This is a genomic window from Streptomyces sp. LBL, from assembly GCF_029893585.1.
Classification (GTDB): Bacteria; Actinomycetota; Actinomycetes; order Streptomycetales; family Streptomycetaceae; genus Streptomyces.
The window spans coordinates 40,552-52,568 of the sequence record NZ_JARXYX010000016.1; the positions used below are offsets into that span (position 1 = coordinate 40,552).

10 protein-coding genes are annotated in these 12,017 nt (G+C 70.9%); 7 read left to right on the top strand and 3 right to left on the bottom strand.

Going from position 1 to position 12,017, the window contains the following annotated elements; all coding sequences use genetic code 11:
- Positions 1-38 precede the first annotated feature (38 nt).
- The 4 genes from M2271_RS20325 (at position 39) to M2271_RS20340 (ending at position 6,651) form a co-directional block, all read left to right on the top strand.
- Positions 39-815, top strand: coding sequence for a DeoR/GlpR family DNA-binding transcription regulator (locus tag M2271_RS20325; protein ID WP_280888694.1), 777 nt, complete (start codon positions 39-41; stop codon positions 813-815).
- Positions 812-2,149, top strand: coding sequence for a 6-phospho-beta-glucosidase (locus tag M2271_RS20330; protein ID WP_280888695.1), 1,338 nt, complete (start codon positions 812-814; stop codon positions 2,147-2,149). The genes M2271_RS20325 and M2271_RS20330 overlap by 4 nt, the downstream gene beginning before the upstream one ends.
- A gap of 70 nt (positions 2,150-2,219) precedes the next feature.
- On the top strand, positions 2,220-5,276 hold the full coding sequence (locus M2271_RS20335; RefSeq protein ID WP_280888696.1) for a glycoside hydrolase family 38 C-terminal domain-containing protein: 3,057 nt from the start codon (positions 2,220-2,222) through the stop codon (positions 5,274-5,276).
- A gap of 124 nt (positions 5,277-5,400) precedes the next feature.
- A complete protein-coding gene (locus M2271_RS20340) occupies positions 5,401-6,651 on the top strand; it encodes an alpha-L-fucosidase (RefSeq protein ID WP_280888697.1) in 1,251 nt (416 codons plus the stop codon).
- A gap of 16 nt (positions 6,652-6,667) precedes the next feature.
- Here the strand turns inward: M2271_RS20340 and M2271_RS20345 are convergent, their stop codons facing one another.
- Entirely contained in the window at positions 6,668-7,798 is a 1,131-nt protein-coding gene (locus M2271_RS20345) for an ATP-grasp domain-containing protein (protein WP_280888698.1), read from the bottom strand.
- 343 nt (positions 7,799-8,141) lie between these two features.
- Here M2271_RS20345 and M2271_RS20350 point away from each other — a divergent pair, with 343 nt between their 5' ends.
- Both M2271_RS20350 and M2271_RS20355 read left to right on the top strand, forming a co-directional pair.
- On the top strand, positions 8,142-9,002 hold the full coding sequence (locus M2271_RS20350) for a metallophosphoesterase (RefSeq protein ID WP_280888699.1): 861 nt from the start codon (positions 8,142-8,144) through the stop codon (positions 9,000-9,002).
- Positions 8,999-9,679: a 4'-phosphopantetheinyl transferase superfamily protein gene (locus M2271_RS20355; RefSeq protein ID WP_280888700.1), complete on the top strand. Its 681-nt coding sequence runs from the start codon at positions 8,999-9,001 to the stop codon at positions 9,677-9,679. Before M2271_RS20350 ends, M2271_RS20355 begins: the two co-directional genes overlap by 4 nt.
- A 221-nt stretch (positions 9,680-9,900) precedes the next feature.
- On the opposite strand, the gene M2271_RS20360 is transcribed toward M2271_RS20355, so the two are convergent.
- Both M2271_RS20360 and M2271_RS20365 read right to left on the bottom strand, forming a co-directional pair.
- Positions 9,901-10,140, bottom strand: a complete 240-nt coding sequence (locus tag M2271_RS20360) for a hypothetical protein (protein ID WP_280888701.1) — start codon at positions 10,138-10,140, stop codon at positions 9,901-9,903.
- A gap of 225 nt (positions 10,141-10,365) precedes the next feature.
- Entirely contained in the window at positions 10,366-11,016 is a 651-nt protein-coding gene (locus M2271_RS20365) for a helix-turn-helix transcriptional regulator (protein ID WP_280888702.1), read from the bottom strand.
- Between the two features lie 238 nt (positions 11,017-11,254).
- On the opposite strand from M2271_RS20365, the gene M2271_RS20370 reads away from it, so the two are divergent.
- Entirely contained in the window at positions 11,255-11,926 is a 672-nt protein-coding gene (locus M2271_RS20370) for a hypothetical protein (RefSeq protein ID WP_280888703.1), read from the top strand.
- Positions 11,927-12,017 lie beyond the last annotated feature (91 nt).

The window sequence follows — 12,017 nt, forward strand, 5'->3', positions numbered from 1 at the left end:
CATGGAAATGATTGAAGATGACGAGTAGTGTTCACGTCGTGCTGGCAGAACGACGACATCAACTCATCCTGCGGGCCCTGCGCTCCGGAGGCCCCGCAGCCGTGACCGACCTCTCCGAACAACTGGGCGTGAGCCCCGCCACGGTCCGGCGCGACCTGGTGAAGCTCGAGGACGACGGGCTGCTGACGCGCGTGCACGGCGGCGCGGTCGTCGAGGAGGGCGACCAGCCCTTCGAAGAGGTCGCCGCGATGCGGGTGGGTGAGAAGGACGCCATAGCCGCGCACGCGGCGGCCATGGTCGCCGACGGTCAGTCGTTGCTGCTCGACATCGGCACCACCGCCTACCGCCTGGCCCGGCAGCTGCACGGCCGCCACCTCACCGTGATCACCAGCAACCTGGTGGTCTACGAGGAACTCGCCGACGACGAGGGTATCGAGCTGGTGCTGCTCGGCGGCATGGTCCGCCGCGAGTACCGCTCCCTGGTCGGCTTCCTCACCGAGGACAACCTGCGCCAGCTGCACGCCGACTGGCTCTTCCTCGGCACCAGTGGAGTGCGGCCCGGTGGGCAGGTGATGGACACGACGGTCGTCGAGGTCCCGGTGAAACGGGCCATGATCGACGCCAGTGACAAGGTCGTCCTGCTCGCCGACTCGGCGAAGTTCCCGGGTACGGGCATGGCGAAGGTCTGCGGTCCCGAGGACCTGGACGCGGTGGTGACGAACGGGCCGGTGAACCCGGCTACGCGGTCCTCCCTGGAGGAGGCGGGCGTCGACGTGGTGTTGGCAGGCAATCAAGGAAAGGCGGGCGCAGCGTGAAGCTGACGATTCTGGGCGGCGGCGGATTCCGGGTGCCGCTCGTGTACGGGGCGCTCCTCGGGGACCGTGGGGAGGGCCGCGTCACGCAGGTCGTGCTGCACGATCTGGACCCGCAGCGGCTGTCCGCGGTGACCCGGGTGCTCGCCGAGCAGGCCGCCGGGGTGCCCGACGCGCCCGAGGTGAGCGCCACCACCGACCTCGACGAGGCGCTGCGCGGCGCCGACTTCGTCTTCTCCGCGATCCGCGTCGGCGGCCTGGAGGGCAGGGCCGAGGACGAGCGGGTGGCGCTGGCCGAGGGTGTGCTGGGCCAGGAGACGGTCGGCGCGGGCGGCATCGCCTACGGTCTGCGGACCGTGCCGGTCGCCGTGGACATCGCCCGCCGGGTGGCCCGCCTCGCCCCCGACGCCTGGGTCATCAACTTCACCAACCCGGCCGGCCTGGTCACCGAGGCCATGTCCCGCCACCTCGGCGACCGCGTCATCGGCATCTGCGACTCGCCGGTCGGCCTCGGCCGCCGGATCGCCCGGGTGCTCGGCGCGAACCCGAAGGAGGCGTGGATCGACTACGTCGGCCTCAACCACCTCGGCTGGGTGCGCGGCCTGCACATCGCCGGCCGGGACGAGCTCCCGCGTCTGCTCGCCGACCCCGACCTGCTCGGCTCCTTCGAGGAGGGCAAGCTCTTCGGCGTCGACTGGCTCCAGTCCCTCGGCGCGATCCCGAACGAGTACCTGCACTACTACTACTTCAACCGGGAAGCGGTCCGCTCCTACCAGCAGGCCGAGAAGACCCGCGGCGCGTTCCTGGCCGGCCAGCAGGCCCGCTTCTACGAGGAGATGCGGCGCCCCGACGCCGACGCGCTGGCCGCCTGGGACCGCACCCGCGCCGAGCGGGAGGCCACCTACATGGCGGAGAACCGGGAGACCGCCGGCGCCGGTGAGCGCGACGCCGACGACCTCTCCGGCGGCTACGAGAAGGTGGCCCTCGCCCTGATGCGGGCCATCGCCCGCGACGAGCGCACCACCCTGATCCTCAACGTCCGCAACCAGAGCACCCTCTCGGTGCTCGACGCGGACGCCGTCATCGAGGTGCCCTGCCTGGTCGACGCCAACGGCGCCCACCCGGTCGCCGTCGCCCCGCTGCCCGACCACGCCACCGGCCTGGTCTGCTCCGTCAAGGCGGTCGAGCGCGAGGTGCTGGCCGCCGCCGAGTCCGGCTCCCGTAAGACGGCGGTGAAGGCGTTCGCGCTGCACCCGCTGGTCGACTCGGTCAACGTGGCCCACCGGCTGGTCGAGGGCTACACCGACGTCCACCCGGGCCTCGCGTACCTTGGGTGAACGCGTCCTGTAAGCGCTTTCCGGCCTTCGGGCCACCCCTCCCTGGCTTCCCGGTTTCCTGGAGATCCTCATGCATGACGAACGCCGCCGGATCGAGGAGCGCGTCCAGCGCGTCCACACCCAGCGCATCAGGCCCGCCATCTACGCGGCCACCGTCCCCTTCGAGGTCGAGGCCTGGCACGCGCCGGGCGAACCGGTCTCCTTCGAGGAGGCCGCGGCCGCGCGGTACGAGCCCTTCGCCATGGACACCCCCTGGGGTCCTCCCTGGGGCACCACCTGGTTCCGGATGCGCGGCCGGGTGCCCGCCGAGTGGGCCGGCCGGCGCGTCGAGGCGGTCATCGACCTCGGGTTCGTGGGCGACTGGCCGGGCAACCAGGCCGAGGCGCTGGTGCACCTGCCCGACGGACGGCCCCTGAAGGCGGTGAACCCGCTCAACCAGTACGTGCCGATCGCCAACCCGGCGGCGGGCGGGGAGCAGATCGACTACCTCGTCGAGGCCGCCTCCAACCCCGACATCCTCGCGAACAACTTCTCGGCCCCGACCCGGCTCGGCGACGTCCTCACCGCCGGCGACAAGCCGCTGTACACCTTCCAGCGGGCCGACCTCGCGATCCTCGACGAGGAGGTCTGGCACCTCGACCTGGACCTCCAGGTGCTGACCGAGCTCATGGTCCACCTCGGCGAGCACGAACCGCGCCGCCACGAGATCATGCACGCCCTCGACCGCGCCATGGACGCTCTCGACCTGGACGACGTCTCCGGCAGCGCCCCCGCCGTCCGCGAGGTGCTCGCCCCCGTCCTGGCCAAGCCCGCCCACGCCAGCGCCCACACGGTCTCCGGCGTCGGCCACGCCCATATCGACTCCGCCTGGCTGTGGCCGATCCGCGAGACCAAGCGCAAGACGTCCCGCACCTTCTCCAACGTGACGTCCCTGGCCGACGAGTACGACGACTTCATCTTCGCCTGCTCCCAGGCCCAGCAGTACGAGTGGGTCCGCGACAACTACCCGCACGTGTGGGCGCGCATCCAGGACTCGGTGAAGAAGGGCCAGTGGGCGCCGGTCGGCGGCATGTGGGTCGAGGCCGACGGCAATCTGCCCGGCGGCGAGGCCATGGCCCGCCAGCTCATCCACGGCAAGCGGTTCTTCATCGAGCACTTCGGCGTCGAGACCAAGGGTGTCTGGCTGCCGGACTCCTTCGGCTACACCGCCGCCTACCCGCAGCTCGCCAAGCTCGCCGGCAACGACTGGTTCCTCACCCAGAAGATCTCCTGGAACCAGACCAACAAGTTCCCCCACCACACCTTCTGGTGGGAGGGCATCGACGGCACCCGCATCTTCACGCACTTCCCGCCCGTCGACACCTACAACGCCCGGTTCAGCGGCGAGGAGATGGACCGCGCCGTCCGCAACTACTCGGAGAAGGGCGGCGGTTCACGCTCCCTCGCGCCCTTCGGCTGGGGCGACGGCGGCGGCGGCCCCACCCGCGAGATCATGGAACGGGCGCGCAGGCTCGCCGACCTGGAAGGCTCGGCGAAGGTCGTCGTGGAACACCCCGACGCCTTCTTCAAGGCCGCTCGGGACGAGTACCCGGACGCCCCCGTGTGGAACGGCGAGCTCTACCTGGAGCTGCACCGCGCCACCTACACCTCCCAGGCCCGCACCAAGCAGGGCAACCGGCGCAGTGAACACAAGCTCCGCGAGACCGAGTTGTGGGCGACGACCGCCGCGCTGCACGCGCCGGGCTACGCGTACCCCTACGAGAAGCTCGACCGGCTGTGGAAGACGGTCCTGCTGCACCAGTTCCACGACATCCTGCCGGGCTCGTCGATCGCCTGGGTGCACCGCGAGGCGGAGGCCGAATACGCGCGTGTCGCCCGCGAGCTGGAGGAGCTGACGGCTGAGGCGGTCGCCGCGCTGGGCGCCGGCGGCACCCGGGTGTTCAACACCAGCCCGTACGATCGTGCCGAGGTGGTCCGCACGACCGACGGCGCACCGGCGTACGTCGAGGTCCCCGCGAGCGGCAGCGCGGCCCTGACCGACGGCCGGCCCCCGCAGCCGGTGAAGGCCGAGGGGCGGGTCCTCGACAACGGCCTGATCCGGGTGGAGGTGGCCGAGGACGGCACCCTGTCGTCGGTGCTCGACCTGCGGGCGAACCGCGAAGTCCTCGCCGGCCAGGGCAATCTGCTCCGGCTGCACACCGACCTTCCCAACTACTGGGACGCCTGGGACATCGACAAGCACTACCGGAACCGCTACACGGACCTGCTGGACGCGGAGTCGGTGACGGTCGTCGAAGAGGACCCGCTGGTCGGCGCGATCCGCGTCACCCGCTCCTTCGGCAAGGGCTCGACCCTCACGCAGACCATCACCCTGCGCGCCGGCAGCCCCCGGATCGACTTCGAGACCGAGATCGACTGGCACGAGGCCGAGAAGATCCTCAAGGCCGGCTTCCCGGTGGACGTCCGGGCCGCGCACTCCTCCGCGGAGATCCAGTTCGGTCACGTCCAGCGCCCCACCCACACGAACACCACCTGGGAGGCGGCCCGCTTCGAGGTCTCCGGCCACCGCTGGGTGCACATCGCCGAACCCGGCTACGGCGTCGCGGTCATCAACGACTCGACCTACGGCCACGACGTCACCCGCACGGTCCGCGAGGACGGGGGTACGACGACCACGGTCGCCCTGAGCCTGGTCCGCGCCCCGCGCATCCCGGACCCCGAGGCCGACCAGGGCAAGCACCGCCTCACCTACTCGCTGCTGCCCGGCGCGAGCATCGAGGACGCGGTCGCCGAGGGCTACTCCCTGAACCTGCCGTTGCGGGTCGCGGACGCGGCCGGCGCTCCCGAGCCGGTCGTCTCGGTGGACGGCGAGGGCGTGACCGTCGAGGCGGTCAAGCTCGCCGACGACGAGTCCGGTGACGTGGTCGTGCGGCTCTACGAGTCCCGCGGCGGCCGTGCCCAGGGCGTCCTGCGCACCGGCTTCCCGCTGGCCGGCGCCCAGGTCACCGACCTGCTGGAGCGGCCGCTGGAGACCGCTGACGTCTCCACCGACGGGACGGTCGCGGTGACGCTGCGTCCGTTCCAGGTGCTGACGCTCCGTCTGGAACGCGGCACCACCGGCCGGTAGCACCGGCACAGCGGGGCGGCGCGCTCGCCGCGCCCGCCCCGCTTCCGCCGCGTTCCCCGCCCGCCCCGCTTCCCCGCCTTCCCCACTTCCCCCGAGTGACCTTGCTCTGTAGAGGAGTCCCGCCATGCCCATGCAGCAGTGGTTCACCGACGCCAAGTTGGGGATCTTCATCCACTGGGGCGTCTACGCCGTCGACGGCGTCCAGGAGTCCTGGTCGTTCTACGACGACATCGTCCCGCACGACCAGTACATGTCCCAGCTCGACCGCTTCACCGGCGCCCGGTACGACCCGCGCGCCTGGGCCGACCTGTTCGCCCGAGCAGGCGCCAAGTACGCCGTCCTCACCAGCCGTCACCACGACGGCGTCGCCCTGTGGGACACCGCGTACGGCGACCTCAACCTGGGCCGCGACTACCTCACCGGCTACGCCGAGGCCCTGCGCGAGAAGGATCTCAAGGTCGGTTTCTACTACTCCCACTCCGACTGGAACCACCCCGACTACGCCTCCACCCGCAAACCGGGCCGCCCGCCGGAGCAGGAGGACAACCGCTACTCCGAGGTCGCGGCCGAGGACGAGGACCTGGCTGCCTGGGAGCGGTTCATCGCCTACCGCGACGGCCAGATCCGCGAACTCTCCTCCCGCTACCGGCCCGACCTGATGTGGTTCGACGGCGAGTGGGACCGCAGCGAGGAGCAGTGGCGCATCCCCGAACTCGCCGCACTCATCCGCTCGTACTCGCCCGACGTCGTTTTCAACGCCCGCATGCTCAGCGAGGGCGACTACGCCACCCCCGAACAGGGCGCCCCCATCGAACCGCCCGCCGGGCCCTGGGAGTTGTGCCTGACGATCAACGACTCGTGGGGTTACCAGCACCACGACCAGAACCACAAGTCGCTCAGCCAACTGGTCCGCTACTTCACCGAGACCATCGGCGGGGGCGGCAACCTGCTGCTCGACGTCGGCCCGATGGAGGACGGCACCATCCCCGCGCCGCAGGTCGAGCGGCTGGAAGGCCTGGGGGAGTGGATCCGCAAGCACTCCGACGCCGTGTACGGGACGCTGCGCGGGCTGCCGGCCGGGCACCACTACGGGCCCAGCACCCTCTCCGCCGACCGCCGCACCCTCTACCTCACCCTGTACGACATCCCACGCGCCGAGATCGGCGTCCGCGGGCTGGTCACCCCGGTCCGCAGGGTCACCGTCCTCGGCACCGGCACCGAACTCGCCCACCGGGTCGTCGGCGGACTGCACGAGGCCGTCGGCGTGCTGTGGATCGACCCGCCCGCCGCGGCGGACCTCGACCCCCACGCCACCGTGCTCGCGGTCGAGTTGGACGGAGAACTGGAGCTGTACCGGGGGTCGGGCCGCTTCTGAGCCGGGTACACCCGACCTAAAGAGGCAGGGCGCTCGCCGTCGATGTCCTGACCGTCGAGTCGACGTGAGCCGGCTCGACCGGCGTCCGCTCGGCCGCCGGCGGCAACGGCTGCGGCGCAAACGACACCCCTCGCAACGGCCGCGGCCCCGACACCACCGAGTAGTCCTGCCCCAGGAACGGCGGAGTCACGTCGCCGGGATCCTCGCCGAGTGCCAGCTGCACGGCTGCCCAGGGCGCGTTGACGCCGCACAGCGACAGTTGGTGCAGCCCGCCCGCCGGACGTGTGTTGACGTCCATCAGGACCGGGGTGTCGCCGAACATCCGGAACTGGATGTTGGACAGGTAGTGCAGTCCGAAGTTCTCCGCGATCCGCCGGGCCGGCTCCAGCCACTGCTCGGACAGCGTGAACCCGCGGCGGCGGCCGTTCTTGGTGCGGCCGATGGCCATGCGGATCCGGTTGTCGGGACCAGTGAGGCAGTCCACCGACACCTCCGGCTCCTCAAGGCGCGGCATGACCAGCCAGTCCACGGGCTCGTCGGCCTCCTTCAGCGCTTCGAGCACCAGGTCGAGCGGGACGTAGGGGCTCGGGAAGCCGTTGAGGTGCGTGAGCGAGAAGGGGGCGCGCGTGATCATGCGGAAGCCGACCCCGCCCGCACCGGACGCCGGCTTGAAGCACGCCTTGTGTCCGTCCGCCTCCAGCTCCTCGACGGCGGTCACCAGTTCGTCCGCCGACCGCACCCGCCACCACGGCGGCACGGGCGCCCCCATCGCCCGGACGGCCTCGTAGGCGATCACCTTGTCGTGGAAGACGGCCACGGCCTCCGGCGGCGGCGCGAGCAGGGCCGTACCGGCCGCCTCGAAGTCGGCGCGGTGCGCCACGATCGCCGCCTGGTGCAGCCGGGGTACGAACACGTCGATGCCGCGTCGTACGCACTGGTCCAGCGCGTACTCCACGTACCCGGCCGGGGACAGACCCTCCGGCTCCAGGTCGGCGGTGTCGGCGGCGGCCAGCACGGGGGAGTCGGCGTCACCGTGTGTCGCATGGATCTCGACGGCGCGGTCGCTGGGATTTCTCCGCAGCTGATCCATGAAGAACACGTTCTCCGCGTACGTGCGGTTGAGCCAGACGCGTACGCGAGAGACCATGCAGGCCGCCTTTTCAAGATTCGCGGGCAGGGCGGAGCAAGCCCGTGCCCGGGCAGGGTGGTGGGAGGTACACCAAACCGCCCCCGTGCGAAGGGAATTTGTGGCGGTGGTGTTGAGGCGATCATACGGCTTCCCAAGGGCCTCGCGTGCAACGTGCATGTTACGGATTTTCCGATCATGTACATGGAGAGTTCCGATCATGTTCACCCTCCCGGCGGGGCAGGGCGAGGCGGGGCACACGTCTTGCGGCCGTGCCGAATTTCGGCCGTCCGGATCCGCCCTTGTCCTCGGGGTCGCGGATGTGTTCTCGTTGTCACATTCGTGAACTCGGAAGGGGCGAGAGGTGACGTCGACGGCCGGCGGTGCCGGACAGTTGCTGGCCATCAGCGACCTGCACATCGGCTACGAGGAGAACCGCGCCCTGGTCGAGCGGATGCGCCCGGAGACGGACGACGACTGGCTGCTCGTGGCCGGCGACGTCGCGGAGACCGTGGCCGACATCCACTGGGCCCTCAAGACGCTCGCGGGCCGCTTCCGCAAGGTCGTCTGGGCCCCGGGCAACCATGAACTGTGGACCCACCCCAAGGACACCGTCAGCCTGCGCGGAGTCGCCCGGTACGAGTACCTCGTCGACCTGTGCCGGGACCTCGGCGTGTCCACGCCCGAGGACTCCTACCCGATCTGGAACGGCCCCGGCGGCCCGGTCGCGGTGGCCCCGCTGTTCCTGCTGTACGACTACTCCTTCCTGCCGGCCGGCTGCTCGACCAAGGAGGAGGGACTGGCGTACGCGCACGGTACGGGAATCGTCTGCAACGACGAGTTCCTGCTGCACCCCGACCCCTATCCGACCCGCGAGGCCTGGTGCCGGGCCCGGGTCGCCGAGACGGAACGCCGGCTCACCGCGCTCCCCGACCACCTGCCCGTCGTCCTCGTCAACCACTACCCGCTGGACCGGCATCCCATGGACGTCCTGTGGCATCCCGAGTTCGCCATGTGGTGCGGCACCCGGCTGACCGCCGACTGGCACCGCAGGTTCCGCGTGGAGACCATGGTCTACGGCCATCTGCACATCCCGCGCACCACCTGGCACGAGGGCGTCCGCTTCGAGGAGGTGTCGGTGGGTTACCCCCGCGAGTGGCGCAAACGCACCGAGCCGCCCGGGCGACTGCGCCGCATCGTGCCCCGGGCGGCGGTGGCGCGGTGATCGAGGAACTGCTGCCGGCCTCCGTGGTGACCGTGGAGGCGTACGGCCATGAGGAGCCCGCGAACACGGTCCTCTACCCCGAGGAAGAGGCCGTCGTGGCACGGGCGGTCCACAAACGCCGTCGCGAGTTCGCCGTCGTACGCTCCTGCGCCCGCCGGGCCATGGAGAAGCTCGGTGTGTCGCCGCAGCCCGTGCTGCCCGGGGAGCGCGGCGCCCCGCAGTGGCCGGCCGGACTGACCGGCAGCATGACCCACTGCGACGGATTCTGCGCCGCCGCCCTGGTCCGCGTCACCGACCTGGCCTCCCTCGGTATCGACGCCGAACCGGACGGGCCGCTGCCGGAGGGCGTCCTGGACGCCGTGTCGCTGCCCGCGGAACGCGAGCGTCTGCTCCGGCTCGCCGACGATCACCCCGCACCCCACTGGGACCGGCTCCTGTTCAGCGCCAAGGAGTCCGTCTACAAGGCGTGGTTCCCCCTCACCCGGCAGTGGCTGGACTTCTCCGAGGCCGACATCGAGATCCGCGTCGACGCCGGAGAGCGGCTGCAGGGCTCCTTCCGCGCCGAACTCCTCGTCCCCGGGCCGCTGGTGGGCGCCCGGCGGCTCGGGCACTTCGACGGTCGCTGGACCATCGGGCGCGGACTGGTGGCCACGTCCGTCACCGTGCCGCACGACTGACGTAGGGCACGGCACAGCACGGCACCGCCTGTGACCTGACGCTGAGGGGGCGTACGGCACCGTACGCGGGGCCCGGCTGTGAGGCACACGACCGCCCGCGACACCTGTGAGTCGACGGCAGGGAACGCGCCTGAGAAGACCCACAGCACAGCACAGCACAGCACAGCACAGCACGGCATGGCACAGCACGGCATGGCACAGCACGGCACGCCGGGAGGCGGTTACGGCTCCGGTGGGCACCAGGTGGCCAACAGCCGGAAGAACGCCTCCTCGTTGCCGGTCAGCCCCGCCTGCGCCAGGGCCTGTTCCGCCTCGGCGAGTACGGCGGGCGACACGACGGGTGGTCGGGTCGCGTCCGGCGGGCCGGGCGCCACGTCGAACGCGGCCCGCACCGTGTGCAGCAGCCTCAGATAGGCCTGGACGGCGGCGCGTTCGCGGTCGGTCAGTACGGCGGTGGGCATCGGACGGCTCTCCCCGGGTCGTGGTCGTACGTTGCCCTTCCAGCGTGCCGCCCACCACTGACAATCCGCTCCCGCCGCCCGCAGGCCCGCCCCCTTGGCGGAGGCCGGACCTCGCTGAAACCCCCGGCTGGAACGCCGCTTAACGCTGGAGCGAAAGGCTTTCGGCCGCTTGCTCGCGGCCGGTGGAACAGGAGGCGAGTGCTCACAGCTCTCCTCCGGATCGGATCAGGACTCGGGCCGCTTGACGCTCTCCAGGAGCATGTCCAGCCACTCCGCGACCTTGTCACGGTGCTGGTCGGTGGGCAGTTGCGCGGCCCGCCAGGCGATCTGGCGGACGCCGTGGTCCTGCAACAGCCGCTCCAACGGGTCGTCGAGCGCCGCGGAGGCCTCGCGTTCGGCGAGCTTCTGCAGGAGCTCCTGCTCGGTGCGCTGGAGGGCGCCCGCGAGTGCCTCGGGGTCCTCGGCCGTGAGGAATCCGGCGTGCACCCGGAAGAAGCGCTGGATGGCGTCGCAGTGCTCCATCGTAGGACGCCGGTCGCCGTTGATGAGCGCCCCGGCCTGCTGCCGGGACATGCCCGCGCCGTCGGCGATCTCCTGCTGGGTGTACCTGCGCCCGTTGGTCTTGAGCCGGGTGCGCCGCAGCAGGTCCAGGCGCTGCAGGAACCGTGCCTGCACATCGGGCTCACCGGCGGGCCGGCCGGTCAGCAGGGCCTTGACCACGGGCTCGGTAACACCGGAGGCGACGGACAGACCGGCGATGTCGAAGACCTCCGCGTCCGGTACGCCGAGCCGGTCGGCCAGTGCGGCGACGCGGGCGATGACAGCCGACAGCACAGCCGACGCCGCGTCGCCGGGATCCTCGAAGCCGACCGACACCGACAGATCTCCTACGTCTTCTCGCACTGGCTTCTCACAGGCTTCTCACGAGCGGTTGCCGTGAACTTCCCGGAGAGTAGCCCGTTGTTCGAACTCACATCCAGGTCTCGCCACAACTGTGGCCAATTTCAGCCGTCACCCCGCATGAAATGCCACGATAGTTGACACCGCTCGCATCGGGGAAGCAGGATCAAGGGCGCCGCGTGAAGGCCGCATAGGCAAGAGGGGTGACCTCCCGATGGCATATCAGGCAGGTGGGCAGCGGTCCGTACCGCGACCCGTCCCCGAAAGTCCCGAGGCTCAGGCCTATCTCCAGGACTACGCCACTCTGCTGGAAGCGGTCAGCTTCCCGTCCGTCGTCCTCGACCACCGCTGGGACGTCGTGCTCGCGAACACCGCTTTCGCGTCACTTTTCCGCGGTGTGGGCCCTCATCCGACGGCCATGCCGGGCGACAACCTGCTCAGGTTCGTCCTGTTCCACCCTGACGCGAGCACGGTCCTCGCGGAACACGAGTCGCGCTGGTGCCTGCCGATGCTGGCGCACTTCGCCGCCGCCGTGGAGCGGCACGGCCAGGACCACGCCCTGCAGTCCATCCGCGGGGACATCGCCCAGGACCCCCTCATGGAGGCCGCCTTCCGGCAGGGCCTGCCGCACTGGATCCGTGCGGTGGGTGAGCAGGCCGTCGAGCACGACGGCGCGGTCCGCCCGCTGGTGCACCCCGACCCGCGCTGGGGCGCCACCGACTGCCGGATCGTCGACGAGACGCCCCGGACCCTGAGGGACATGGGGTACACCCGACTCACGCTGGTCCTGCGCCCCGTGCGCCGCCCGGCACCCGCGGCGCGCCGGAGGGTACGTCCCCGCCGTACGGCGAGCCACCTCAGCGTGGCGCCCGCCCCCGAAGCCTGACAGGCACCGCCGGCGTTCAGGTCGCCGACGGTGCCTCGTCAGCTTCCCTCCCCTTTCGCCGACGGCTCGGTTCACCGACTGCTCGCTTCGT